Annotated in this window: 25 protein-coding genes; 16 read left to right on the top strand and 9 right to left on the bottom strand. The window is 67.6% G+C overall.

All coding sequences use genetic code 11. The annotated features are described in order from the left end of the window. Window positions 1-23 precede the first annotated feature (23 nt). Window positions 24-2,015, bottom strand: coding sequence for a glucans biosynthesis glucosyltransferase MdoH (gene mdoH / locus ACW173_RS15575; RefSeq protein WP_492080911.1), 1,992 nt, complete (start codon window positions 2,013-2,015; stop codon window positions 24-26). Between the two features lie 284 nt (window positions 2,016-2,299). Here mdoH and ACW173_RS15580 point away from each other — a divergent pair, with 284 nt between their 5' ends. Further along, window positions 2,300-2,647, top strand: a complete 348-nt coding sequence (locus tag ACW173_RS15580) for a copper-binding protein (RefSeq protein WP_492080912.1) — start codon at window positions 2,300-2,302, stop codon at window positions 2,645-2,647. Window positions 2,648-2,653: 6 nt separating this feature from the next. Here the strand turns inward: ACW173_RS15580 and ACW173_RS15585 are convergent, their stop codons facing one another. Then, entirely contained in the window at window positions 2,654-3,679 is a 1,026-nt protein-coding gene (locus ACW173_RS15585; RefSeq protein ID WP_492080913.1) for an NADP-dependent oxidoreductase, read from the bottom strand. Between the two features lie 128 nt (window positions 3,680-3,807). On the opposite strand from ACW173_RS15585, the gene ACW173_RS15590 reads away from it, so the two are divergent. Then, complete coding sequence (locus ACW173_RS15590; RefSeq protein WP_492080914.1) at window positions 3,808-4,725, top strand: Gfo/Idh/MocA family protein; 918 nt, start codon at window positions 3,808-3,810, stop codon at window positions 4,723-4,725. Here the strand turns inward: ACW173_RS15590 and ACW173_RS15595 are convergent. Continuing rightward, on the bottom strand, window positions 4,722-5,906 hold the full coding sequence (locus tag ACW173_RS15595; protein WP_492080915.1) for an MFS transporter: 1,185 nt from the start codon (window positions 5,904-5,906) through the stop codon (window positions 4,722-4,724). The two genes, ACW173_RS15590 and ACW173_RS15595, sit on opposite strands and share 4 nt — an antisense overlap. A 118-nt stretch (window positions 5,907-6,024) precedes the next feature. Between ACW173_RS15595 and ACW173_RS15600 the strand changes: the two genes are divergently transcribed. Next, window positions 6,025-6,909 (top strand): LysR family transcriptional regulator, encoded by an 885-nt coding sequence (locus ACW173_RS15600; RefSeq protein WP_492080916.1) that lies wholly within the window; start codon window positions 6,025-6,027, stop codon window positions 6,907-6,909. On the opposite strand, the gene ACW173_RS15605 is transcribed toward ACW173_RS15600, so the two are convergent. The 3 genes from ACW173_RS15605 to xth all read right to left on the bottom strand — a co-directional run bounded on the left by ACW173_RS15605 (window position 6,899) and on the right by xth (window position 10,817). Further along, entirely contained in the window at window positions 6,899-8,869 is a 1,971-nt protein-coding gene (locus ACW173_RS15605; protein WP_492080917.1) for a potassium transporter Kup, read from the bottom strand. The genes ACW173_RS15600 and ACW173_RS15605 overlap by 11 nt on opposite strands. Before the next feature lie 122 nt (window positions 8,870-8,991). Further along, window positions 8,992-9,981, bottom strand: a complete 990-nt coding sequence (locus tag ACW173_RS15610) for a hypothetical protein (RefSeq protein WP_492080918.1) — start codon at window positions 9,979-9,981, stop codon at window positions 8,992-8,994. A gap of 47 nt (window positions 9,982-10,028) precedes the next feature. After that, window positions 10,029-10,817, bottom strand: a complete 789-nt coding sequence (gene xth, locus ACW173_RS15615; protein WP_492080919.1) for an exodeoxyribonuclease III — start codon at window positions 10,815-10,817, stop codon at window positions 10,029-10,031. Between the two features lie 35 nt (window positions 10,818-10,852). Between xth and ACW173_RS15620 the strand changes: the two genes are divergently transcribed. Next, window positions 10,853-11,191, top strand: coding sequence for a hypothetical protein (locus ACW173_RS15620; RefSeq protein ID WP_492080920.1), 339 nt, complete (start codon window positions 10,853-10,855; stop codon window positions 11,189-11,191). Window positions 11,192-11,460: 269 nt separating this feature from the next. Continuing rightward, window positions 11,461-12,084: a hypothetical protein gene (locus tag ACW173_RS15625; RefSeq protein ID WP_492080921.1), complete on the top strand. Its 624-nt coding sequence runs from the start codon at window positions 11,461-11,463 to the stop codon at window positions 12,082-12,084. 25 nt (window positions 12,085-12,109) lie between these two features. On the opposite strand, the gene erpA is transcribed toward ACW173_RS15625, so the two are convergent. Continuing rightward, window positions 12,110-12,442: an iron-sulfur cluster insertion protein ErpA gene (gene erpA / locus ACW173_RS15630; protein WP_492080922.1), complete on the bottom strand. Its 333-nt coding sequence runs from the start codon at window positions 12,440-12,442 to the stop codon at window positions 12,110-12,112. Window positions 12,443-12,530: 88 nt separating this feature from the next. Between erpA and ACW173_RS15635 the strand changes: the two genes are divergently transcribed. The 5 genes from ACW173_RS15635 to scpB all read left to right on the top strand — a co-directional run bounded on the left by ACW173_RS15635 (window position 12,531) and on the right by scpB (window position 17,227). Continuing rightward, complete coding sequence (locus ACW173_RS15635; RefSeq protein WP_492080923.1) at window positions 12,531-13,715, top strand: deoxyguanosinetriphosphate triphosphohydrolase; 1,185 nt, start codon at window positions 12,531-12,533, stop codon at window positions 13,713-13,715. 194 nt (window positions 13,716-13,909) lie between these two features. After that, entirely contained in the window at window positions 13,910-14,698 is a 789-nt protein-coding gene (gene ftsN, locus ACW173_RS15640; protein ID WP_492080924.1) for a cell division protein FtsN, read from the top strand. Then, complete coding sequence (gene nagZ / locus ACW173_RS15645) at window positions 14,695-15,735, top strand: beta-N-acetylhexosaminidase (protein ID WP_492080925.1); 1,041 nt, start codon at window positions 14,695-14,697, stop codon at window positions 15,733-15,735. Before ftsN ends, nagZ begins: the two co-directional genes overlap by 4 nt. Then, the gene (locus ACW173_RS15650; protein WP_492080926.1) at window positions 15,732-16,556 is read left to right on the top strand and encodes a segregation and condensation protein A; all 825 of its coding nucleotides are present in this window, start codon (window positions 15,732-15,734) and stop codon (window positions 16,554-16,556) included. The genes nagZ and ACW173_RS15650 overlap by 4 nt, the downstream gene beginning before the upstream one ends. Beyond that, on the top strand, window positions 16,553-17,227 hold the full coding sequence (gene scpB / locus ACW173_RS15655) for an SMC-Scp complex subunit ScpB (RefSeq protein ID WP_492080927.1): 675 nt from the start codon (window positions 16,553-16,555) through the stop codon (window positions 17,225-17,227). The genes ACW173_RS15650 and scpB overlap by 4 nt, the downstream gene beginning before the upstream one ends. Here scpB and ACW173_RS15660 read toward each other — a convergent pair whose 3' ends face one another. After that, on the bottom strand, window positions 17,228-17,542 hold the full coding sequence (locus ACW173_RS15660) for a hypothetical protein (protein WP_492080928.1): 315 nt from the start codon (window positions 17,540-17,542) through the stop codon (window positions 17,228-17,230). It abuts the gene before it with no gap. 283 nt (window positions 17,543-17,825) lie between these two features. Between ACW173_RS15660 and tatA the strand changes: the two genes are divergently transcribed. From tatA to tatC, 3 genes are all read left to right on the top strand, one after another. Beyond that, entirely contained in the window at window positions 17,826-18,050 is a 225-nt protein-coding gene (gene tatA, locus ACW173_RS15665; protein ID WP_492080929.1) for a twin-arginine translocase TatA/TatE family subunit, read from the top strand. Window positions 18,051-18,142: 92 nt separating this feature from the next. Further along, on the top strand, window positions 18,143-18,757 hold the full coding sequence (tatB, locus tag ACW173_RS15670) for a Sec-independent protein translocase protein TatB (RefSeq protein WP_492080930.1): 615 nt from the start codon (window positions 18,143-18,145) through the stop codon (window positions 18,755-18,757). Beyond that, window positions 18,754-19,662 carry a twin-arginine translocase subunit TatC gene (tatC, locus tag ACW173_RS15675; protein ID WP_492080931.1) on the top strand — a complete coding sequence of 303 codons (909 nt, stop codon included), beginning with the start codon at window positions 18,754-18,756 and terminating at the stop codon, window positions 19,660-19,662. Before tatB ends, tatC begins: the two co-directional genes overlap by 4 nt. A 202-nt stretch (window positions 19,663-19,864) precedes the next feature. On the opposite strand, the gene ACW173_RS15680 is transcribed toward tatC, so the two are convergent. Then, window positions 19,865-20,332, bottom strand: a complete 468-nt coding sequence (locus tag ACW173_RS15680; RefSeq protein ID WP_492080932.1) for a hypothetical protein — start codon at window positions 20,330-20,332, stop codon at window positions 19,865-19,867. Window positions 20,333-20,700: 368 nt separating this feature from the next. Between ACW173_RS15680 and serS the strand changes: the two genes are divergently transcribed. The 3 genes from serS to ACW173_RS15695 are packed head-to-tail and all read left to right on the top strand — an operon-like array spanning window position 20,701 to window position 23,452. Further along, window positions 20,701-21,996: a serine--tRNA ligase gene (gene serS / locus ACW173_RS15685; RefSeq protein ID WP_492080933.1), complete on the top strand. Its 1,296-nt coding sequence runs from the start codon at window positions 20,701-20,703 to the stop codon at window positions 21,994-21,996. Beyond that, the gene (gene surE, locus ACW173_RS15690) at window positions 21,993-22,787 is read left to right on the top strand and encodes a 5'/3'-nucleotidase SurE (protein WP_492080934.1); all 795 of its coding nucleotides are present in this window, start codon (window positions 21,993-21,995) and stop codon (window positions 22,785-22,787) included. The genes serS and surE overlap by 4 nt, the downstream gene beginning before the upstream one ends. Continuing rightward, on the top strand, window positions 22,784-23,452 hold the full coding sequence (locus ACW173_RS15695; protein ID WP_492080935.1) for a protein-L-isoaspartate(D-aspartate) O-methyltransferase: 669 nt from the start codon (window positions 22,784-22,786) through the stop codon (window positions 23,450-23,452). Before surE ends, ACW173_RS15695 begins: the two co-directional genes overlap by 4 nt. The last annotated feature ends 2 nt before the right edge of the window (window positions 23,453-23,454 follow it).

A 23,454-nucleotide genomic window follows, 5' to 3' on the forward strand; every position in this document is an offset into this window, starting at 1 on the left:
CTAGGAAAGCGCTTGACGCGATATCAGGCGGCGTCGCGCACTTCGTTGCTTGGGCCGATCGGGCGGCCGTCGCGGGCGAACCAGCGGATCGGCGGCTCGCACGACGGACCCAGGGCGGCGCGAACGATAGCGGGCGGGCGACGCTCTTCCGGGGTCATGAACAGGCCGTTGGTCTTCAACTTCAGGCCGGCGACCTTGTTGGCGCCCAGCATGGTCAGCGGCACGGCCACGATCAGGCCCAACAGGATCGGGGCGGTCGATGTGAACAGATCCGGCGTGAACCAGAAGACAGCGCCCAGGGTCAGGCCCGTGGCGCTGATCCAGCCCATGGCGGCGCAGGCTTCCTTGAAGCTGACCTTGTCGGCGTCGCGGCGCTGGGTGGCCCAGCCGCCGACCTTGCCGGCCATGATTTCCACGATGGCGCGCGTCTGGGTGAACATCAGCATCGGGGCGACCAGGGCCGAGAGCAGCATCTCGACGGCCAGGCCGGCGGCCACGCGGCGCTTGCCGCCGAAGCCCTTGGTTTCATGCTTGCGCGAAAAGACCAGGATCGAGCCCAGGATCTTGGGGCCGAACAGCAGCACGAAGGTGATGATCATGGCCCAGGCGGTGGCCTGGATCTCGCGCCAGTCGATCAGGGCGTGAGCGGCGGCCTGCAGGTCGGCCATGGTGAAGGCCGCCTTCTTGAGTTCGGGCATCAGGGCGCGCGAGGTGACGCCCGCCGTCAGGGCGATGAACCACAGCGGCGACAGGGCGTAGCTCAGCACGCCGATGACCAGGTGCAGGCGGCTCATCCAGTGCAGGCCGGGCAGGGCGATCAGCGGCACGTGCTGAAGGTTGCCCCGGCACCAGCGGCGGTCGCGGGTGGCGAAGTCCAGCAGGTTCGAGGGGCTCTCCTCGTACGAGCCTTCCAGGTATGGAGCCAGGTGCACGCTCCAGCCGCCGCGGCGCAGCAGGGCGCTTTCCAGGGCGTCATGGCTCATGACCTCGCCGCCGAACGGCTTGGGACCGCCCAGGTGCGGCAGGCCGCAGGTCTCGGCGAAGGCGCGCGTGCGGACGATGGCGTTGTGGCCCCAGAAGGAGCTCTCGCTACCCGACCACCAGGCCAGGCCCGTCCAGGCGACGCGACCGTAAAGGCGCGTGGCGAACTGCAGGGTGCGCGCGAAGATCGTCTGGGCGTTGATGATCATCGGCATGGTCTGGATCAGGCCGGCGCCCGGGTGGCGCTCCATGGCGTCGGCCAGGCGGACCATGGCCTCGCCGGTCATCAGGCTGTCGGCGTCCAGCACCAGCATGTGCTCGTAGGCGCTGCCCCAGCGGCGCACCCAGTCGGCGACGTTGCCGGCCTTGCGGCCCGTGTTTTCCTTGCGGACGCGATAGAAGACGTTGCTGTGGGCCTCGCGGCGGAAGCGGGCGAAGCAGGCCTGCTCGGCCAGGGCCACCTGGGCGTCGCGGGTGTCGCTGAGGACGAAGATGTCGAAGTGACGGCTCATGCCCGTCTCGGCGATCGAGGCGTCCATGGCGCGCAGGCGGGCGAAGACGCCGGCGGCGTCCTCGTTGTGCACCGGCATCAGGATGGCGGTTCGGGTGTGCAGCTTGGGCATCGGGCTCTCGCCATCGATGCCCAGCGGATCCTTGGGCTTGCCCAGCAGGATCGCGAAGCCGGCCACAGCGGTGCAGAACCACAACGACAGGGCCAGGAACAGCGGGGCCAGCAGCACCATGACCACCGTTTCCAGACGGGTCACGCCGCCTAGGGCCACGGTGTCGAAGGTCGCCTTCCAGCCGGCGAAGCCCATGACGATCGTCGCCAGGGCCACCATCCAGCGGCGCAGGGTCATGTTGGCCGCCAGGGCGGTGGCGCGGCGTGAACCGCCTTGCCAGAAGCCCAGCGGCTGAACCGGCATGGCCAGCGGAACCTCGGCCGGGATCTCAACCGTGTCACGGCGAACGACCTGATCGAGGGTCACGCTCGTGGAGGAGCGCACGTCGAAGAGGGCGGAGCGATCGCTCATATCGTCAGTTCTCGGACTTTTTCCGGCGGGCCGGGCTCTCTCCGCGCATTTCGCCGCCTTCGGCCCTTTCCGCTCGGCCGCGCGTCCGTTAGGAAACGGGGCGGGGGGCGTAACAGGTTCACGACGGTCGAAAACCGACGTGGAGAGCCGCCGGCGCCCCTACAGTAAAACTTCGATCACAAATTCGCTACCGGAAATCACGGCGATTTCGCAATTGCGAGAAAATACGTCGGAAACGCATCGCGCGAGCATCGCTCGCCGATCTGGGGAGTTTCACTAGGGCTATGAATTTTCGACATTCTATCGCTGCTATCGCCGTCCTGACCCTCGCCGCGTGTGGAGAAGCTTCACAAGAGGGTCAGTCGGCGCCGGGCGCCGTCGAGGTGATGCCGTCGACGGAATCGCTACCCGCGTACGACGCGCAGGGCGTGATTTCGAGCCTGGATGGCCAGATTCTCACGCTCGATCACGAAGGCGCGAGCGCGGCGGGTCTGAAGCCCGGTCGCGACAAATTCAAGGTCTATGCGGACGTGATCGCCGAAGCGCCGATCACGGCGGGCGCGCGGGTAAAGTTCCAGTTCAAGAAGACCTCGACGGGGCTCGAGCTGTCGAAGCTCGAACCCCGCGGCTAAGGCTCGCTACCCCAGCTTCACCAGCATCTTTCCCAGGTTTTCGCCCGAGAACAGCTTCAGGAAGGCGTCCGGGGCGCGCTCGACGCCGTCCTCGACCGTCTCCTTCCAGGTGATCTTCCCGGCCTTGATCCACTCGGACATGTCCTTCGCGAACCGCGGGAACAGGTCATAGTGGTTCGAGACGATGAAGCCCTCCAGGCGAAGGCTCTTTCCGACGGCCAGGATGATGTTGGAGGGGCCTTCCGGCTTACCGGTCTCGTTATATTGCGAGATCATTCCGCACAGAGCGAAGCGCGCGAACGGGCGGGCCGAATTGATGGCCGCCTCCAGGTGAATGCCGCCGACATTCTCGAAATAGACGTCGATCCCCTTTGGCGCGACCTTGGCCAGTTCGGCGACCACGTCGGGCGTGGCCTTGTAGTCGATGACATGGTCGACGCCGATCGACTTCAGGAACGCGACCTTCTCTGGACCGCCGGCCGAACCGATCACGGTGTGGCCCTTCAGCTTGGCGATCTGGCAGACGACCGAACCCACCGCGCCAGCGGCGGCCGAGACGAACACCACGTCGCCGTCCTTCAGCGCCGCGACGCGCAGGAGGCCGACATAGGCGGTCATGCCCGGCATGCCGGCGACGCCCAGGAACGCCTGTGGCGGGACACCCTGCGTGTCGATCCTGGTGATCGCGCCCATGCCGGCGGCGGCCAGCGATTTGGGGTTGGCGTTGAAGGCCTCGCGCCAGCCGAACATCGAATTGACGATGTCGCCCGGCTTGAAGTCAGGATCGTTGGAGGCCACGACCTCGCCGATCGCGCCGCCTTGCAGAGCCTGGCCGATCTGGAACGGCGGCACATAGCTGGGACGATCGTACATGCGGCCGCGCATATAGGGGTCGACCGACATCCACAGGTTCTTGACCTGCACCTCGCCATCGCCCGGCGCGGCCAGCTCGACACTGGCGAGCTCGAAGTCGGAGGCCTTGGGCAGGCCCACGGGGCGGCTCTTCAGGCGGATCTCACGCGAGGTGGTCATGGGCTTCCTCTCCAGGGGTATTACGGCTGCTCTTGGCGAGCGTTGCTAATTTAAACGGATGTTTAGCGCGTCCGCGACGGAGGCTCCAGTGCTTCTATGCGGCGCCGAAGCGCGGTAGACAGCGGCCCATGACCCAGACCTTGAAAGCGGGCGTCGTCGGCGCCGGAGTGTTCGGCGGCTACCACGCCAAGAAGTACGCCGAGCTGGAGGGCGTGACCCTGGTCGGGGTCTACGACATCGATCTGGCGCGCGCCCAGGCCCTGGCGGAGCCGCTGGGCGCCCAGGCCTTCGACGACATGGACGCCTTCCTGGCCGCCGTCGACGTGGTCACGGTCGCGACGCCCGCCGTCCACCACGCCGAGGCGGCGTTGAAGGCGCTGAAGGCGGGCAAGCCGGTCTACTCCGAAAAGCCCTTGGCCGTGACGCCCGAGGACGCCGACCGGATGGTCGCCGCCGCCGCCAAGGCCGGCGTGCCGCTGGCCTGCGGCCATCAGGAGCGGGTGGTGTTCCAGGCCATGGGCCTGCTGGACATTCCCGAGCAGCCGCTGCGCCTGGAAGCCGTTCGCCGAGGCACGCCCTCGGACCGCAATCTCGACGTCTCGGTGGTGCTTGACTTGATGATCCACGACATCGACCTGGCCCTGGCTCTGTGCGAGGCCCAGCCGATGACGGTGGACGGCGAGGGCGCGATCACCCGTTCGACCTCCCTGGACTGGGTCAAGGTCGAGGCGATGTTCGAGAACGGCTTCATCGCCGTGTTCGACAGCTCCCGCGTCGCCGAGGCCCGCGAGCGGACCATGAAGGTCGTCTACCCCTCCGGCGAGGTCGAGATCGACTTCCTCCAGCGCACCTTCCGCAACACCACCCCGTTCCCGCTGATCGAGAACTTCACCGAGACCCCGGCCGGCAAGGACCCGCTGGGCCTGTCGGTCGCCGGCTTCCTCGCGGCGGTGCGCGGTGAGGCGCCGCGTCCGGTCGTCACCGGCGAGGAAGCCGCCCGGGCCTTGGACCTGGCCTTGGCGGTCGAGCAAGCGGCGGAAGGCTAGCGCCGCCGGCCGCCCGACACCTCCAGCAGCGCCGCGATGGCCGCGAGGCCGCCGCCTAGAAGGGCGACCGCGCTCCAGCCGCCGTGGGTCCAGGCCGCCGCGGCGGCGGCCGAGCCGCCGGCGCCGCCCAGGAACATCGCGCCCATGAACAGGGTGTTCAGCCGGGCGCGGGCCTGGGGCCTCAGGGCGTAGACGAGGTGCTGGTTCGAGACCAGCGCGCCCTGCACCGCGAAGTCCAGCACCACCACGCCGACCAGCAGCCCGGCGATCGAGGTCCACAGGCCGAAGATCAGCCAGGCGACCAGGGTCAGGAAGGCGCCCAGGGCGATGGCCAGGCGCGGCCCGCGCTTGTCGGCCAGCTGACCGGCAAGGGGCGCGGCCATCACGCCAACCACGCCGACGATGCCGAAGACGCCCGCCACATCGGCGCCGAGGCCAAAGCGCGGTTCTTGCAGGTGCAGGGCCAGGATCGTCCAGAAGGCGGTGAAGGCGGCGAACAGGTTGGCTTGGGTGAAGGCGGCCAGTCGCAGGGCGGGAAACTCGCGCCACAGCTGGGCCAGCGAGCCCAGCAGGGCGGCGTACGACAGGTCGCTGTCGGGCTTGCTGCGCGGCAAGGTCGCGGCCATCAGGAAGCCAGCGGCCGAGGCGATCGGCGCGCCCAGCCAGAACATCGCCCGCCAGCCCAGACCCGTGCCGACAAAGCCGGCGACGGCGCGGCTCAGCAGGATCCCACACAGCAGGCCCGACATGACGACGCCCACCGTGGCGCCGCGCTTGTCGGCTGGGGCGAGATGCGCGGCCAGCGGCACGATCTGTTGGGCGACCGTGGCGGCCATGCCCAGCAGCAACGACGAGACCAGCAGCCAGCCGGCGCTGGGCGCCAGGGCCGCTAAGGCCGAGGCGAAGGCCAGCACCAGGAACTGGCCGACGATCAGCGTCTTGCGCTCGACGCGGTCGCCCAGCGGGGCCAGCAGCAGTAGGCCGGCGGCATAACCCAGCTGCGTGGCGGTGGGTGTGAAGGCCGTCAGCCGGCCCGGCAGCTCGCGCTCGATCAGGCCCAGCATCGGCTGGCTGTAGTAGATGTTGGCGACCGCCAGCCCGGCGGCGGCGGCCATGGCGAAGGTCAGGCCCAGGCCCAGTGGCGCGGCCCGGAAGGCGGCGCGGGGAAGAATGAAGGTCATCTCATCGGCTCCGGCTGGCTCGGGCCTGATGGCCACCAGCTGGAGCGGGATGTATGACGTATCGATCTGATCTATAATTATGGTGGATTGATAGGTCGGCCGATCGGAATTTGATATAATGGATCTCGCGGATGTAGGCGTGTTCGTCGAGGCGGCGCGGGTGGGAAGCCTGGCGGCGGCGGCCCGGCGGCTGGGCATCGCGCCCATGGCCGCCTCGCGCCGGCTGGCGGCGCTGGAGCAGGAGGTCGGCGCGCGCCTCGTCCATCGCACCACGCGAGCCCTGTCCCTGACGCCCGAGGGCGGGGCGTTCCTGCCGCACGCCCAGGCCATGCTGGAAGACGAGACCGCCGCGCGGGCGGCGATCCGGCCCTCGGGCGCCGGCGCGTCGGGAATTCTGCGCGTGACGGCTTCCGCCCCGTTCGGCCGCAAAGTGGTCGCGCCGATGATCCCGGCCTTCATGCGAGCCAACCCGGATCTGCAGGTCGACCTGCAGGTGACCGACGCCATCACCGACATCGTCGCCAGCGGCATCGACGTGGCCATCCGCATCGCGGTGCTGCGCGACAATTCGCTGATCGCCCGCCGCCTGGACGCCAATCCGCGCAAGCTCTACGCGTCGCCGGCCTATGTGGCCGAGCACGGCGCGCCGAAGATCCTGGCGGACCTGGCCGATCACCAGTGCCTGGCCATCACCGGCGTTTCCCACTGGACCTTCATGATCGGCGACAAGCCAGTCCAGCAGCGGGTGTCTGGACGCTTCACCGCCAGCGGCGTGGAGACCCTGCACATGGCCTGCCTGGGCGGGCTGGGGATCACCATGCTGTCGGACTGGAACATCCGCGAGGACGTCGCCGCCGGCCGCCTGGTCGAGGTCCCCCTGGCCGACGCGGTCCTGGAGTCATGGTCGATCTGGGCGGTCTATCCCAGCGCTCGCCTGGTTCCAGCCAAGACGCGCCTGTTCATCGACACCCTGGGCCAGCATTTGAAGGCGTCTACAAACTGACCTGCGTCCCCAGCTCCACGACGCGTCCCGGCGGCAGGTGGAAGAAGGTCGTCGGGTCGGCGGCGTTGCGGGTCAGGAAGGTGAACAGCTTGCGCTTCCAGGCCGGCAGGGCGTCGCTGGCCGTCGAGGGCACGACGGTGCGGCGGCTGACGAAGAACGACGTGCTCATGATGTCGAACTTCAGGCCCTGCTTGCGGCAGGCGGCCAGGGCCTGCGGGATGTTCGGGCTTTCCATGTAGCCGTAGCGCAGGGTGACCAGCGAGAAGCGGTCGTCCAGGCCCTGTGTCTCGATCCGCTCGGCCTCGGGAACATAGGGACGGGTCTCGTTGACCACCTTCAGCAGCACGTTGCGCTCGTGCAGCACCTTGAAGTGCTTGAGGCTGTGCATCAGGGCCGGCGGGGTGGTGTCGGGGTCCGAGGTCAGGAACACGGCCGTGCCGGGCGTCGAGGCCGTGGAGCGGCGCAGGATCATCTCGCGGAAGTCGGCGAAGGGCAGGCCGTCCTTGCTGAGCTTGCTCCGCAGCCGCTCGGTGGCGGTGACGAAGATCGACATCATCAGGCACAGGCCCGCGCCCAGGGCTAGCGGCGCCCAGCCGCCGGTGAGCACCTTCAGGAGGTTGGCGGTGAAGAAGGTCAGGTCCAGGACCAGCAGCGGCACGATCAGGGCCAGGGCCGTGGCCAGACGCCATTTCCAGACGTGGCGCACGACGATGTAGGCCAGGAGGGTGGTCACCACCATCGTACCGGTCACCGAGATGCCGTAGGCATGCGCGAGAGCGCTGGACGAGCGGAACGACAGCACCACCAGCACCACGCCGACGAACAGCAGCCAGTTGATCGGCGCGACATAGATCTGGCCGGCCTCGGTCGACGAGGTGATCTTGATGTCCATGCGCGGCAGCAAACCGAGCTGGATCGCTTGCTGGGTCAGGGAGAAGGCGCCGGTGATCACCGCCTGGCTGGCGATGACGGTGGCGACGCCCGAGAAGAGCACGAGCCCCAGGCGCCATTGCTGCGGGGCCATCAGGAAGAACCAGTCGGCGTTGGGCAGAGCGGTGTTGGACGCCTCGGCGATGGCCAGGGCCTTGGAGGCCAGGGCGGCCTGGCCGAAATAGTTCAGGGCCAGCATCGGCAGGGCCAGGCCGAACCACGACATCTGGATCGGACCACGGCCGAAGTGGCCCATGTCCGCGGTCAGGGCCTCGGCCCCGGTCACGGTCAGGAACACCGCGCCCATGACCAGGAAACCGGTCAGGCCGTGATGGGTCAGGAAATAGATGGCGTAGGTCGGCGAGATCGCGCCCAGCACGCCGGGATCGTCCTTGATGTGCCAGACGCCAAGCGCGCCCAGGCACAGGAACCAGCAGACCATGATCGGACCGAAGACGCCGGCCACCTTGGCCGTGCCCTTGGCCTGGAAGCTGAAGAGGGCTGTCAGGATCACCAGGCTGACGACGATGACTTCCTGCGTGCCGAACCAGTGCTCGAAGCCCTTCACCGACTTCAGACCCTCGACCGCCGATAGCACCGAGACCGCCGGGGTGATGACGCCGTCGCCGTAGAACAGGGCCGCGCCGATGGCGCCAAGAGCGAAGATCAGGCCGGTGCGACCGGCCGCGCCCTGCTGGGCCAGGGCCATCAGCGACAGCACGCCGCCTTCGCCCTTGTTGGAGGCGCGCATCAGGAAGAGGACGTACTTGACCGTCACGACCAGGATCAGCGCCCACAGGGCCAGGGACAACACGCCCATGATCTCGGGACGGACCAGCCCGTCGCGGGCGGCCTCGCCCAAAGCGTCGCGAAACGCATAGAGGGGGCTGGTGCCGATATCGCCGAACACGACACCCACGCTGCCCAGCGCCAACGGCCAGAAACGCGACGCCGCGTGACCGGTGTGATGGGAAGCTGGAGGTGTCGGGGTGGTTGGATCGGACGCGGCGAGGGGGTCTTTACCCGCCATGCAAGCACGAGGCTCCAAAGCGCCGGCTCACGACCGGCGGCCGGCGCTTTACGCCCGCTTGTGCGCCGCAGCAATCGAAAAAGGCAGAACGGTGGTCGCCGGTCTCGAAACCGTGATGGCCTTTAGTCGTCCAGGTCGAACGGCAGCTCGTCCTGGTCGGCGGCGGTTTCGCGGCGGGCCTTGGAGACGGGCTTGTAGCTGGGCTCCGCGGGCGCGGGCGCGGGCGGGGCGTCGCTTTCGTCGTCCCAGGGCGGGTCGTCGAACATGTCGGGCTCCACCGGGCGCGCGCGGGCGGGCTCGGGCCTCGGGGGCGGCGTGGTCGGGCGCGAGATCGGACGGGCCGCCGCGGCGCGGGGGATCTCGTTGAACGACGAGCGGCGCGGCGGCGGCGGCGGGGTGTCGGGCAGGGGCGGTGATGGGCGGAAGTCGTCGTCATCCTCGAACGTGTCGTCCGCATCGAACACGTCGTCGGAATCGTCTTCGACCACCAGAGGCGGAGGCGGAGGCGGAGGGGCCTGGCGCGACGCGACGGCGGGCGCGGCGGGGGCGGCGGGCGCGGCGGGCGCCGGACGCTCCGGACGCGGCGGCAGGGGACGGCGGACGATCGCCTCGCAGCGGGCCAGCCATCGGTTGGCCTCCTGCACCAGTTCGCTGGGCGAGGCGCTCTCGCGGCGCTGCTCGTCGCCGGGCGCCCACAGGTCCAGGGTGAAGTCGGGATGACGCGGGTCGTCGAAGATCAGGCGCAGGGTGACCCGCTCGGCCTGGGGCGCGACATGGTCGATGGCCCGGCGGCCTTCGCCCCGGAAAACCCGACCCATCACCTGGCCGTCGACCAGGAGTTCGGCGCCCATCATCTCATCCAGGCGATAGACGAGGCACCAGGCGCCCCGGTCCCAGGCCACGGCCAGCAGGTTGGTGGCGAACGAGAATCCCGCGCCGCGCCCCCGGCCGCGCGCGACGACCACGCCTTCCGGTTCGCTTTTCAGCACATTGCGCAGGGCCCGGCGGATGCGGCGGTCCTCGTCGCCGTACCAGATGGCCAGGCTGCCGAGGAACGTCACCGCCGTGCCGGCGATGGCGACAAACAACAGGAGGCGGGCAAGCTCGCTCATAATGAAGCTCAGGCTAGCGAGAGTCGTGTTTTCGCGACAGGCGGCGGCTAGTCGCGGAAGTGGCCGACAACCGGCACGTGGTCGGAGGGCTTTTCCTTGTCGCGCTCATCGCGGTGGATGACCACGGCCTCCAGGCGGTCGGCGGCCTGGGGCGAGCACAGCAGGTGATCGATGCGGATCCCCAGGTTCCGGGGCCAGGCGCCGGCCTGATAGTCCCAGAAGGTGTAGCCGCCCGGCGCGCCGTCGACCTGCATGTAGGCGTCGGTGAAGCCCAGGTTCTTCAGCGCCCGGAACGCGCCGCGGCTTTCGGGCTGGAACAGCGCGTCACCAAGCCAGGCTTCCGGATTGGCGACGTCCTCGGCCTCGGGAATGACGTTGTAGTCGCCCAGGATCACCAGGGGCTCCTCGAAGGCCAGCAGGCCTCGCGCGTGGGCGTGCAGCCGGCGCATCCAGGCCAGCTTGTAGTCGAACTTCTCGGTTCCGATCGGATTGCCGTTGGGCAGGTAGATACCGACCACCCGGAACGGCGTCGGCGCGTTGATCACGGCCTCGACATAACGCGATTGCTCGTCGATCTCGTCGTCGACCAGGAAGGGCAGGCCCTTGCGCACGTCGTCCAACGGGAACTTCGACAGCAGGGCCACGCCGTTATAGGTCTTCTGGCCGTGGACCACGACATTGTAGCCCAGGCGCTCGAAGGCCTCGGTCGGGAATTTCTCGTCGACGCATTTGATCTCCTGGAGCACCGCGACGTCCGGCGCTTCCGATTCGAACCAGGCCAGCACGCCTTCCAGGCGAGCGTTGATCGAATTGACGTTCCAGGTGGCGATACGCATTGACGGCTCCAGACAGCGGGCGGAGGCTAGAGCTCATGACGGGCGCGCTCAAGTCGAGCAAACGATCGATCGACAGGAGACAGGTCCTGCTGATGGTCCTGGCGACGATCGCATGCCTGGGCTTGGCCGTGCTGGGCGGCATCCTGGCGATCTTCACGCCGCTGGTCTTCGACCGCTCGGGCAACCTAATGAACCCCGTCGCCTGGTTGGGTTTCGTGTTCGCCGCCGCCTTCTGGGTGGTGTGCCTGCTGGCCCCGCTGGCCGGCTGGATCCTGTGGCGCAAGGGCGACACGCCTCTGGCCTGGGCGGCCATGGCCATCCCGCTGGCTTGGGGCGCGGTGGCGCTGACCCTGCTGCAGTTCGTGCCGGTCTGAACGCTAGCCCCAGACTCTCGCCCCAGACTCTCGCCCAAGACTCTCGCCATGAGCGCGAGCGGCGTCAGCTTGACAGCCAGAATTGCAAGGCGCTGTATTCACGTCCTCCACGGAGCTTACCGTATCCGCTGGACCTGTTCCCGAGCGTTGCAAGTGTTCGGGCCGCTTTCCTAGGTAAAACGAGCGTTTAACGCCGATTTTTCTCCCGGTCGCGACCCCGCGTCCGGGCCGCTGGTGCTCGGCTCATTGAGCGGGCAAGGAGGAAACACATGAAAACCAAGATTTCGCATGTCGTTGCTTCGCCTATGGACAGGCGTGGATTGATGCGCGCGGCGGCCTGGTCGGGCCTGGCCTTCTTCGGTTTTGCGCCGGCCATCGGTTTGGCCGCCGGACCAGAGCCCAAGCTGGACGCCCGCGAGGGCAAGACGACCGAACTGACCAAGGCCGAGGCGGCCAAGTTCAAGCCGCTGGCCAAGGGCGTGATGGCCGAGAGCTTCGCGGTCGTGCTGGCCAACGGCGAGCGGCATCTGTTCCGGGTCAGCGGCGGCGAGAAGGGCGCGGCGAAGGTCGAGTCGATCGGGCCCAAGGGCGCGACCCACAGCACCTCGATCATGGAGGGCGACAGCCCCGCGCCCTATATCGAGCGCACCCAGGCCCAGGCCGCGACGGCGGCGGCCATGGCCTGCGGCGGGTTCTGGGACTGCTTCTTCCCCTGCATGATCGGCAAGATCACCCAGGGCGTCTGGAACAACATCAAGACCAAGTGGCAGAGCTGCTGGAATACGGCGATGAAGAAGCGCTTCTGGTACCAGAAGGTCGCCGCGTTCCTCGGCTGCATCTTCAGCCTGCCGTACGGGACCTACGCCGTGGCCTGCTTCTTCCAATGTCGATGAACTAAGACCGCCGGGCGGGGCGGCTTCAGATCGAGAAGCTGACCCCGCAGCCGCAGCTGGTCTTGGCGTTCGGGTTGCGGACGCGGAACTCGGCGCCGGCCAGTTCGTCGACGAAATCGATCTCAGAGCCCTTCAGCAGAGCCAGGGAGACGACGTCGACCAGGGCCACGGCGTCGTCGCGCTCGACCTTCAGGTCGTCGTCCTCGACGGTGTCGACCAGGTCGAAGCGGTACTGGAAGCCCGAGCAGCCGCCGCCGTCGACGGCGACGCGCAGCATCAAAGGACGACCTTCGCTGGCGGCGATGGTCTTGATCCGGCGGGCTGCGTTTTCGGAAAGCGTTAAGTCTGTCTGGGTCATGGCTGTGGAAAAGTCACCTTCGGACTATATGAGGGTGTCGCGGCCTCTTCGGAAGGGGCCAAATCGTCCAAAGCGATAAAGGCGGTTTATGTCACAGGCTCCGTTCTTCGTTCCTCGCGCGCCCTACGCCGAAGATCCCTTCAAGTCGAAGGGGCGCCGGTTCAACGAGGACGAGAGCCGCACCCGGACGCCGTTCGCGCGGGATCGCGACCGCATCATCCATACCTCGGCCTTCCGTCGACTGAAGGAAAAGACCCAGGTCTTCGTGGCGCACGAGGGCGACAATTTCCGCACCCGCCTGACTCATTCGCTGGAAGTGGCGCAGGTGGCCCGCTCGCTGGCGACGGCTCTGGGCCTGGACAGCGACCTCGCCGAGACCATCGCCCTGGGCCACGACCTGGGCCACCCGCCGTTCGGCCACGCCGGCGAGGACGAGCTGGAAATCCAGATGAAGCCGTACGGCGGCTTCGACCACAATGTGCAGACCTTCCGCGTGGTGACCGAGCTGGAGCACCGCTATCCGGACTTCCTGGGCCTCAACCTCACCTGGGAAACCCTGGAAGGGATCATCAAGCACAACGGTCCGGTGACCAACAAGCTGGGCAAGCCTTCGTGGAAGGCGATCCAGAAGTACGACGACGAGTACGGCCTGGGCCTGGACACCTGGGCTTCGGCCGAGGCGCAGGTCGCGGCGCTGGCCGACGACATCGCCTACAACAACCACGACGTCGATGACGGCGTCACCGCGGGTCTGTTCACTCTGGACGATCTGATGGACGTGCCGCTGATCGGTCCGATCCTGGCGGCGGTGAAGAGCGAGCGTCCCGACCTCGACCCGCGCCTGACCCATCTGGAAGCCATCCGCCGGATGATCGGCGCGATGATCGACGACGTGATGGGCGAGACCCTGCAGCGCGCGGCGGCCACCGGGGTATCGTCGGCCGACGACGTGCGCGGCCTGGACCACGCCCTGGTCGCCTTCTCGCCGGACATGGCCGAGGACCTGGCTCGCCTTCGCGCCTTCCTGCACGAGCGCATGTACCGCCACTGGCGCGTGAACCGCACCCGCAGCCAGGCTCGCCGTATTCTGGGCGAAATGTTCACGCTATTCCTGAAGGAGCCGGAGGTCCTGCCGACCGTCTGGTTCGCCAAGTCGCAGAATCGCGACGAAGCTGGCCGAGCCCGCGTGGTCTGCGACTATATCGCGGGCATGACCGACCGCTTCGCGATAGAAGAACATCGCAAGCTGTTCCATCTCGACGTCTGGAACTGAGCCTTAGGCCCCAGGGCCTTCCTTGGACTCGGAACGGGGACGCGAGCGGCTTGAAGTCTGCCACCTGAGCGGGGCGGGCGCTTCTGAGACGGGCCGGCGAAGGGTAACCTAGGGTCGCGCGCGTCTGATTCGATGCGTTCGATCCGTGCGCCCCCCGTTTTTTGGGGCCCAAGAGTATCTGGAGCCTGTTCGAGATGTCCGACCCGCACCGCGGAGCCTATACGCCGCCTACCGACGCGCCGTTGTCGTTCGACGCGCGTCAGCCCGTGCGCGGCGCTCGCCCCCTGCCCATGACCCTGATCATCAGCGCGGTGGTGCTGGTGACCCTGGTCGTCGCGGTGGTGATGATCTATCGCGGCGGCATCCGGAATCCGAACGAGCCGCCACAAGCCGTCGGGACGGAAGTGGCCCAGATGAAGACCCCGCCGGCCGCCGCCAGCCAGCCGCAGGATCCGGCCGCGGGCCTGCAGATCTATCACAATGAGGACCCGCAGCCGTCGGCGACCTTCGCCGCGCCGCCGGAAACGCCTCAGGCTCGCCCAGCCGCGCCGCTGCCGACGACGCCGGTGCAGAGCGCGGCCCTGCCGGCCGCCAAGCCGGCTACCCCGCCAACCCCCCAGGGCGCCAAGCCGGCCCCGACCATCGAGTCCCTGGCCACCGCCGCCAACCAGAAGCCCGTCGTGGCCCAGCCGAAGCCGGCTCAGGTCGCCGCAGTTGCGCCTAAGCCCGTCGCCACGGCGTCTGGTCCGGCCTCGGTGCAGATCGGCGCGCTGTCCTCGCCCGCCCTGGCCGACAAGGCCTGGATCGAAGCCACTCGCCTGGCCCCCGGCCTGGCCGCCGGCAAGGGCAAGAAGGTGGAAGCGATCGACAAGAATGGCGCGACCCTCTACCGAACCTCGGTCACCGGCTTTGCTTCGCGTGAAGCGGCCAGGGCGTTCTGCGAGGCCATCTCGGCCTCGGGCAAGTCCTGCTTCGTCAAATGAGCCTGCTGATGGGCGCCTCCTCTTCCGCCGCTATCCTCGGCTGCGCCGGGACCACGCTTTCGCGTGAAGAGGCCGATTTCTTCCGGGACGTGAAGCCGTGGGGCTTCATCCTGTTCAAGCGCAACATCGCCGACCCCGAGCAGGTGCGAGCGCTGACCGCCGCTCTGCGCGAGACGATCGGACGGCCCGACGCGCCGATCCTGATCGACCAGGAGGGCGGCCGCGTCGCCCGCCTGCAGCCGCCGCACTGGCGCATCTATCCGCCAGGCCGCGCCTATGGCGAGCTGGTCGCCAACGACCCTTTGACGGCGCGCGAGATCACCCGCCTGGGCTCGCGCCTTATCGCCCACGACCTGCGGTCGATCGGCGTCAATGTCGACTGCGTGCCGGTGCTGGACGTGCCCGACCCCAAGGGCCACGAGATCATCGGCGACCGCGCCTATGGCGACACGCCCGAGCAGGTGGCGACCCTGGGTCGCGCGGCCGCCGAGGGCCTGCTGGCTGGCGGCGTCCTGCCGATCATCAAGCACATCCCCGGCCACGGCCGCGCCCTCAGCGACAGCCACCTGGAGCTGCCGGTGGTCAAGGCCAAGCTGCTCGAGCTGGAAATCCGCGACTTCGCGCCGTTCCGCGTGCTGTCCGACATGCCGATGGCGATGACGGCCCACGTCGTCTACACGGCCATCGACCGCAAGAACCCGGCCACGACGTCCAAGAAGGCCATCAAGAAAATCATCCGCGAATCCATCGGCTTCGACGGCCTGCTGATGAGCGACGACCTGTCGATGAAGGCGCTGTCGGGCGACTTCAAGCAGCGCGCCAAGGACAGCCTGGCCGCCGGCTGCGACGTCGTCCTGCACTGCAATGGCGACATGGCCGAGATGAAGGCCGTGATGTCGGGCGTCGGCAAGCTCTCCAAGGAAGCCCGCCGCCGGGCTCAGGCCGTGATGGGCCGCCTGGTCAAGGTTCCGGAACCCTTCGATGTGGCGCAGGCCCGAGCCCGCTTCGACGCCGCCTTCGACGGCAAATACGCTTGAGCACGGGCTTCCAGCCCACCTTCGACTTTGCCGCCGCCGACGAAGCGGCCGAAGACGGCGCGGCGCTGGTCATCGACATCGACGGCTACGAAGGCCCGCTGCACGTGTTGCTGGCGCTGGCCCGTAGCCAGAAGGTCGACTTGCTGCAGCTATCGATCACCAAGCTGGCCGAGCAGTACCTGGCCTTCGTGCAGCAGGCCCGCCGCGTGCGGTTCTCGCTGGCCGCCGATTATCTGGTGATGGCCGCCTGGCTGGCCTATCTGAAGTCCCGCCTGTTGCTGCCCAAGCCCGAGCGCGCCAAGGCCGAGGAGCCGCCCGCCGAGGAGATGGCCGCGCAGCTGGCCTTCCGCCTGGCCAAGCTGGACGTCATGCGCAAGGCCGTCGAAGCCCTGAAGGAGCGCCCGATCATCGGCCGCGACGTCTTCATGCGCGGCGACCCGGAAGCCGTGAAGATCGTCTCCTCGACCCGGCTGGAGGGCAGTCTCTACGGCCTGATGAGCGCCTATATCGAACAGCGCAAACGCGAGCACAGCCGCCACTACGCCCCGCGCCCGCCGACCGCCTATCCGCTGGAAGACGCCCGCGACCGGCTGCGCGGCCTGCTGCCGAAGATGGAGGACTGGACCGTCCTTTCCACCGTCGCTCCGATCGAGCGGGCGCTGGAAGAGGACGACGGCCCGACGCCCGCATCGTACCTGGCCTCGACCCTGTCGGCCTCGCTGGAGCTGGTGAAGGAAGGCATACTCGAGGCCCGTCAGATGGGGGCGTTCGAGGACATCTACTTGCGGACCCGGGCGGAACCGCTGGAAATCGTCGAATGACCGTCGAACTGGAACCCCTCTTCGTCGAGCGCTGCATCGAGGCGCTGCTGTTCGCGGCGGCCGAGCCGCTCAGCGACGTCGACCTGGCCAAGCGCCTGCCGGAAGGCGCCGACATCGCGGTCGCGATCGCGGCGCTGCGGGCGCGCTACGAGGGCAGGGGGATCGAACTGGTCGCCGTCGCCGGGCGCTGGCGGTTCCAGACGGCCAACGACCTGTCGTTCCTGATGACCGAAGAACGCGAGGAGCCGCGCCGCCTGTCCAAGGCCGCCCAGGAGACCCTGGCCATCGTCGCCTATCACCAGCCGGTGACGCGCGCCGAGATCGAGGCCGTGCGCGGCGTCCAGGCCAGCCGGGGCACGATCGACGTCCTGCTGGAGCTGGGCTTGATCCGCATGCGGGGCCGCCGCCGCACGCCGGGCCGGCCCGTGACGTTCGGGACGACGGACGCGTTTCTAGAGCACTACGGCCTGGCCAACCTGGGTGACCTGCCCGGCATCGCCGAGATGAAGGCCGCGGGTCTGCTGGAAATGAACCTGCCGCCGGGCTTCAACGTGCCCGATCCGCTGGGCCTGCGCCCGAACGAGGAAGAGGATCCGCTGGACCTCGACGACGGAGAAACGCCGGAATTCGCCCAGGACTTCCTGGGCGAGCCGGAGAAGGCCGATGGCTAGCTACGCCATGATGTTGGCGACGAGGCCCTTCTGATCCTTCTTTTCCGGATCGTTCTGGACCTGCTGCTTGATCATTTCCTTCAGCTTGTCCTCGACCTTCTTGCGGTCCTCGGGGGACATCGCCTTCAGCTGATCCTCCGTCACGCCCAGCTTGGCCAGCATCATGGCCCGCATCTTCTGGGCCGGCGTCATGGCCTGGAACTTCAGGAACTCGTCCTTGGCCGACATCTCGCCGACCGGCGACGAGGTCGAGGCGCTGACGCCGCCATAGGCGCCGGCATACGGCGAGGAAGAACCGATCGAGGAAATCGACATACGAACGCACTCCCGGACACAAGGGGTGCGACACTCTGGCAAGAAGCGCGCCAGTTGCGCTTCGCTATGCTTTTCAAAGGCTTGTGGCGTAAGGGTTTGGCGAAAGCGGCACTGGCCGGTCAACTTGACCGAGCAGATCTTGCCGATGCTCACGCGACTTCTCACCGCACGGGCGCTTCATGGGGTAACGATGGTCGGCGGCCCCCGGAGCGCCTATATTCTCCGACATGTTGTAACGACGCGTCGCAGCGGCTATCTGGCGCTGTCGCAAGGAGTCTAGGTTATGGGAAGTTTCGGTCCTATCCACTGGATCATCGTCGCCATCGTCGTGCTGCTGCTGTTCGGTGGCCGCGGCAAGCTGTCGGGCATCATGGGTGACGCGGCCAAGGGCATCCGGGCGTTCAAGGACGGCCTGAAGGACGACACCAGCGATGAAGTCGCCGACAACAAGGCCAAGGGCGCCCTGCCGCGCACCGAGCAGGAAGCCGAAGAGCTTCGCAAGTCGTAAGGCTTCGAGGCGCGCGGGGAGGGGTTCTCCGCGCGCGACGATCCAACCTCGCGGGGGGCTGTTCAAGGCTCCGCCGTTCGTAAGGCGCGTCCATGCTACCTGATATCGGCGGCACAGAACTCCTTGTCATCGCCGCCGTCGCCTTGATCGTGGTCGGTCCCAAGGATTTGCCCGTTCTCTTGCGCAAGCTCGGCCAGTTCGTCGGGCGCATGCGCGGCATGGCCTCGGAGTTCCGGGCCAGTTTCGACGAGATGGCTCGCCAGTCCGAACTGGATGAACTGCGTCGCGAAGTGCAGGCCATGCGTTCGGGCCAGTTCACCAATCCGGTGCAGGGCGCAGCGGACGCGGCCAGCGACGCTGGTGTTGACCAGGTGTTCGCCGACATCGATGCGTCGTTGTCCAGCGGCGCGACCCAGGTCAGCCCCTACGCCGCTGGCGAAATCCACAATCCGGCCCTGACTGTCGACAACTCGATCCTACCGCCCGCGCAAACGAGCGTGGAGATCGTCGAGAAGCCCAAACGAGCGCCGCGCAAGAAAGCCGTCGCGGTTGCCGAGCCCGCCGTGGTCGAGCCGGCCAAGGCGCCGCGCAAGAAGGCCGCCGCGTCCAAGAAGGACATTACCGTCGAAGCCCCCAAGGCCGCCCGCGCGCCGCGTAAGCGCGCCGCCAAGGCGGGCGGCTCGACCGCTTCGGACATCGTCTCGTGAACGATAAAACCATCGGATATGACACCGAGGACGAGATCGAGTCCTCGCGCGCGCCGCTCCTCGACCATCTGGTCGAACTGCGCACCCGCCTGATCATCTGCGTCGGCGCCATCGCCGTGGCGTTCGGGATCTGCTTCGCCTTCGTGAAGCCGCTCTTCTTGTTCCTGGTCCGCCCGTTCACGGTGGCCGAGGGCTTGAAGGCCGTGCAGGACGCCGGCGGCCACCATGGTTCGTTCGACCTGATCCTGGCGCTGATCGGCGTGAAGAAGGTCCCGGCCGCCGCGCTGGCCGATATCACCCTGCAGGCCACCGCGCCGCTGGAGCAGTTCTTCACCAACATCAAGCTCGCGGCGTTCGGGGCGATCATCATCGCGTTCCCGATCATCGCCTGGCAGCTCTACCGCTTCGTCGCGCCGGGTCTGTACAAGAAGGAACGCAACGCGTTCCTGCCGTTCCTGATCGCCTCGCCGGTGCTGTTCCTGCTGGGCGCGTCGCTGGTCTACTACGTGATGCTGCCGTTCGTGCTGTGGTTCTCGCTGAGCCAGCAGATCGTCGGCGACGGCGTGAAGGTGGTGCTGCAGACGCGAGTGTCGGAATATCTGACCCTGGTCACGACCCTCCTGCTGGCCTTCGGCCTCAGCTTCCAGCTGCCGGTGGTGCTGTCGCTGGGCGGTCTGGCGGGGCTGATCGACTCCAAGATGCTGCGCACCGGCCGCCGGTACGCCATCGTCGCGGTCTTCGTGGTGGCCGCCATCGTCACGCCGCCGGATCCGATCAGCCAGATCACCTTGGCCGTGCCGCTGTGCCTGCTGTACGAGATCTCGATCTGGTGCGTGTGGCTGATCGAACGCCGCCGCAAGCGGGAAGAGGACGAGGAAGCCGGCACGGACATCGTGGCGGTCTAAGCACTCTTCTCCTTCCCCCTTGATGGGGGAAGGGTAGGGATGGGGGTGACTGCTGAGCTGGCCTCAGCGCGAGGCGTCCACCGCCGTTGTCACCCCACCCCAACCCCTCCCCATCAAGGGGAGGGGCTCAGATAAATGGAAAAAGGGCCCCGCGACCAAGCCGCGGAGCCCTCCGTTTCCACTCAGATAAGCGAGTGAAAGCTTAGGCGGCGGCGCCCATGCGGGCCTGCAGCTGAGCCTTGGCGGCGCGGACCGTGTCGGTCACGCAGGTCTGGTAGGTGACGATGCTGAAGTTCGGCTGGGCCTTGCACACCGTGGCGGCCGCGGCGCGGATTTCCGAGTCGATCTGGTCGCGGGTCTTGCCCTTCAGCGAGATGCGGACGACCGAGACGGTTTCGTTGGTGAAGGCCTTGCCGGCGTCACGGGCGCGCAGCAGCGAGGCCAGTTGGCGGTGAGCGCTGCTGGTGGCGCCTTCGATGCAGTCCTGGGCGTTCACCTTCGTGGTGTCGGCGCAGACGGCGGCGGCGGCGGCCTTGATCTCGTTTTCGATCTGGACCGAGTTCTTGCCGGCGATCGAGACGCGGACTTCCGAAGTGGCGGTCTTGGCGCCGGCCGGAGCGGCGACGGCGGCGGCGATGGCGAGGGCGGCGAAAGCGGCGAGCGTCTTCATGGTGTGACTTGGTCCTGAATGAATGATCGGGAGGCCGGGGAGGGCCGGAAAAGGACGCGTACTGAAGTTGGCGCGGCTTTTCCGGGATCGGCATTAAGCCTGGGTGTGGAAGCGCGGCTAATTTCCGTTAACAGTTGGATCGTTCGTGCGGATCGGCGCGAAAATTCGAAATGAACGGCTTTTCTCCCTGCGTCATGCGGTCGCACGTGTCCCATTTTTGGGGTTTCGCGCAATGACGCCCAGGTTTCGCCGTCGGCGCGCGGGATCACGAAGCCGTTGAGAGCCGGTAAGGCCGTCCGGAACGCTTGGCGCCCCCGCCGACGCGCCTTAGAGAGGGCGTTTCTCCTACTCTTTCGAGCTATCGTTCGATGCACGACATCAAGGCCATCCGCGACAATCCCGAAGCGTTCGACCTGCATTGGTCGGGCAAGGGCCGGTCGGGCGCGGCCGCCGAGGCGGTCAAGCTGGACGCCCAGCTGCGCGCGGCCCAGACCGCCCTTCAGGAAGCCCAGGCCAAGCGCAACGAGAGCTCGAAGCTGATCGGCATGGCCAAGGCCAAGAAGGACGAGGCCGAGGCCTCGCGCCTGATGGCCGAGGTCGAGGCGTTGAAAGGCGTCATGGCGACCGCCGCCGAAGAAGAGGCCCTGGTCGGCGGCAAGCTCAAGGACCTGCTGGCGTCCTTGCCCAACGTCCCGGCCGCGGAAGTTCCCGTCGGCGAGGATGAGAGCGGTAACGTCGAGCAGCGCGCCTGGGGCGACGCCAAGGCCCTGCCGGCCGGCAAGCTGAATGCGCCCAAGGATCACGTCGATCTGGGCGCGGCCCTGGGCGGCATGGATTTCGAGGCCGCCGCCCGCATGAGCGGCGCCCGCTTCGTGGTGCTCAAGAAAGAGATCGCCCGCCTGGAGCGCGCCATCGGCCAGTTCATGCTGGACCTGCAGACGGTCGAGCACGGCTACACCGAGATCAGCCCGCCCCTGCTGGTGCGCGACGAGGCTCTGTTCGGCACCGGTCAGCTGCCGAAGTTCGCCGACGACCTGTTCCACACCACAGACGACCGCTGGCTGATCCCCACCGCCGAGGTCTCGCTGACCAACATCGTCCGCGAGCAGCTGGTGGCCGAGGAAGAGCTGCCGATGCGCCTGACGGCCCTGACGCCGTCGTTCCGCGCCGAGGCCGGGTCGGCCGGTCGCGACACGCGCGGCATGATCCGCCAGCACCAGTTCTACAAGGTCGAGCTGGTCTCGATCACCACGCCGGATCAGTCGGAAGCCGAGCATCAGCGCATGGTCGAGTGCGCCGAGGCCGTGCTGAAGAAGCTGGAGCTGCCGTTCCGCACCATGCTGCTGTGCACCGGCGACATGGGCTTTGGCGCCAAGAAGACCTACGACCTGGAAGTCTGGCTGCCGTCGCAGAACATGTACCGCGAGATCAGCTCGTGCTCGAACTGCGGTGACTTCCAGGCCCGCCGCATGGACGCCCGCTACCGCAAGACCGGCGAGAAGGGCGGCCACTTCGTGCACACCCTGAACGGCTCGGGCCTGGCCGTGGGCCGCACCCTTGTCGCCGTGCTTGAGAACTACCAGGACGAGGCCGGCCGCATCCACATCCCGGCCGCGCTGCGGCCCTATATGGGCGGCGTCACCCACATCGGAGGCGCTGCGTGAGGATCCTCCTCACCAACGACGACGGCATCAACGCGCCGGGCCTCGCCAGCCTGGAGAAGATCGCCCGCGCCCTGACCGACGACGTCTGGATCTGCGCGCCGGAATACGAGCAGTCGGGCGCCAGCCGGGCCCTGACCCTGTCGGACCCGATCCGCGTGCGGAAGCTGGACGAGCGCCGCTTCGCCGTCGAGGGCACGCCGACCGACTGCGTGATGATGGCCGTGCAGCAGCTGATCGACGGCCCCGCGCCGGATCTGGTGCTGTCGGGCGTCAACCGCGGCCAGAACCTGGCCGAGGACGTCACCCTGTCGGGCACGGTGGCCGGCGCGATCGAGGGCATGGCGCACGGGATCCGCTCGATCGCCCTGTCCCAGACCATGAACTTCTTCCACGACGAGGTCGTCGCCCACTGGGAGACGGCCGAGCACTTCGGTCCCGGCATCGTTCAGCGCCTGCTGGAAGTGGGCTGGCCCGCCGACGTCGTCATGAACGTCAACTTCCCGGCCTTGCCTCCGGAACAGGTCACGGCGGTCGAGGTGACCCGCCAGGGCTTCCGCGATGGCCTGCTGCGCAACATGGAAAAGCGCACTGACTTGCGCGGCCGCGACTACTACTGGATGGGCTTCTCGGCCAAGGCCTCCGAGCCGGCCGAGGGCACCGACCTGAAGGCGGTCTATTCGGGCAGGATCTCGGTCACGCCGCTGCACATCGACCTGACGCACCATGAAAGCGTTCACGCGTTGAAAGGTGTGCTAGGCGGCGCTCCGCCTAAGCTGAAGGTGGGCGAATGAGCGGACGGACGACCAAGGCCGCCGAGAACGCCAAGGCCGACCTGCCGCGCCTGATGCAGGCCCTGCGCGACCAGGGGGTGACCGATCCCCTGGTGCTGAAGGCCATCGAGACGACGCCGCGCGACCTGTTCACGCCGGACCTGTTCAAGGACCGGTCGTGGGAGGATTCGGCGCTGCCGATCGCCTGCGGCCAGACCATCAGCCAGCCCTACATCGTCGGCTTGATGACCCAGGCCCTGACGATCGAGCCGCGCTGCCGGGTGCTGGAGATCGGCACCGGCTCGGGCTACCAGACCACCATCCTCAGCAAGGTCTCGCGTCTGGTCTACACGATCGAGCGCTATCGGACCCTGATGAAGGAGGCCGAGAGCCGCTTCAACACCCTGGGCTTGACCAATGTCATCACCAAGTTCGGCGACGGTGGTGAAGGTTGGGCCGAACAGGCGCCATTCGACCGTATTATGGTCACGGCCGCGGCCGAAGATGATCCTAAGCGGCTGCTTTCGCAGCTGAAGCCCAACGGCGTGCTGGTCGCGCCGGTCGGGAAGGGGCCTGTGCAGAGCCTTCGCCGCTACGCCGGCGATGGCAAGGGGGGCTTCCGGGTAGAGATCCTGTGCGACGTGCGCTTCGTGCCTTTGCTGGCCGGCGTCGCCAAGGATCAGTGAGT

It is taken from the genome of Caulobacter sp. ALps2, assembly GCF_058681635.1.

Coding starts and splice junctions, on each gene's coding strand:
- mdoH (WP_492080911.1), bottom strand. CDS start 2,015: ATGAGCGATCGCTCCGCCCTCTTCGACGTGCGCTCCTCCACGAGCGTG.
- ACW173_RS15580 (WP_492080912.1), top strand. CDS start 2,300: ATGAATTTTCGACATTCTATCGCTGCTATCGCCGTCCTGACCCTCGCC.
- ACW173_RS15585 (WP_492080913.1), bottom strand. CDS start 3,679: ATGACCACCTCGCGTGAGATCCGCCTGAAGAGCCGCCCCGTGGGCCTG.
- ACW173_RS15590 (WP_492080914.1), top strand. CDS start 3,808: ATGACCCAGACCTTGAAAGCGGGCGTCGTCGGCGCCGGAGTGTTCGGC.
- ACW173_RS15595 (WP_492080915.1), bottom strand. CDS start 5,906: ATGACCTTCATTCTTCCCCGCGCCGCCTTCCGGGCCGCGCCACTGGGC.
- ACW173_RS15600 (WP_492080916.1), top strand. CDS start 6,025: ATGGATCTCGCGGATGTAGGCGTGTTCGTCGAGGCGGCGCGGGTGGGA.
- ACW173_RS15605 (WP_492080917.1), bottom strand. CDS start 8,869: ATGGCGGGTAAAGACCCCCTCGCCGCGTCCGATCCAACCACCCCGACA.
- ACW173_RS15610 (WP_492080918.1), bottom strand. CDS start 9,981: ATGAGCGAGCTTGCCCGCCTCCTGTTGTTTGTCGCCATCGCCGGCACG.
- xth (WP_492080919.1), bottom strand. CDS start 10,817: ATGCGTATCGCCACCTGGAACGTCAATTCGATCAACGCTCGCCTGGAA.
- ACW173_RS15620 (WP_492080920.1), top strand. CDS start 10,853: ATGACGGGCGCGCTCAAGTCGAGCAAACGATCGATCGACAGGAGACAG.
- ACW173_RS15625 (WP_492080921.1), top strand. CDS start 11,461: ATGAAAACCAAGATTTCGCATGTCGTTGCTTCGCCTATGGACAGGCGT.
- erpA (WP_492080922.1), bottom strand. CDS start 12,442: ATGACCCAGACAGACTTAACGCTTTCCGAAAACGCAGCCCGCCGGATC.
- ACW173_RS15635 (WP_492080923.1), top strand. CDS start 12,531: ATGTCACAGGCTCCGTTCTTCGTTCCTCGCGCGCCCTACGCCGAAGAT.
- ftsN (WP_492080924.1), top strand. CDS start 13,910: ATGTCCGACCCGCACCGCGGAGCCTATACGCCGCCTACCGACGCGCCG.
- nagZ (WP_492080925.1), top strand. CDS start 14,695: ATGAGCCTGCTGATGGGCGCCTCCTCTTCCGCCGCTATCCTCGGCTGC.
- scpB (WP_492080927.1), top strand. CDS start 16,553: ATGACCGTCGAACTGGAACCCCTCTTCGTCGAGCGCTGCATCGAGGCG.
- ACW173_RS15660 (WP_492080928.1), bottom strand. CDS start 17,542: ATGTCGATTTCCTCGATCGGTTCTTCCTCGCCGTATGCCGGCGCCTAT.
- tatA (WP_492080929.1), top strand. CDS start 17,826: ATGGGAAGTTTCGGTCCTATCCACTGGATCATCGTCGCCATCGTCGTG.
- tatB (WP_492080930.1), top strand. CDS start 18,143: ATGCTACCTGATATCGGCGGCACAGAACTCCTTGTCATCGCCGCCGTC.
- ACW173_RS15680 (WP_492080932.1), bottom strand. CDS start 20,332: ATGAAGACGCTCGCCGCTTTCGCCGCCCTCGCCATCGCCGCCGCCGTC.
- serS (WP_492080933.1), top strand. CDS start 20,701: ATGCACGACATCAAGGCCATCCGCGACAATCCCGAAGCGTTCGACCTG.
- ACW173_RS15695 (WP_492080935.1), top strand. CDS start 22,784: ATGAGCGGACGGACGACCAAGGCCGCCGAGAACGCCAAGGCCGACCTG.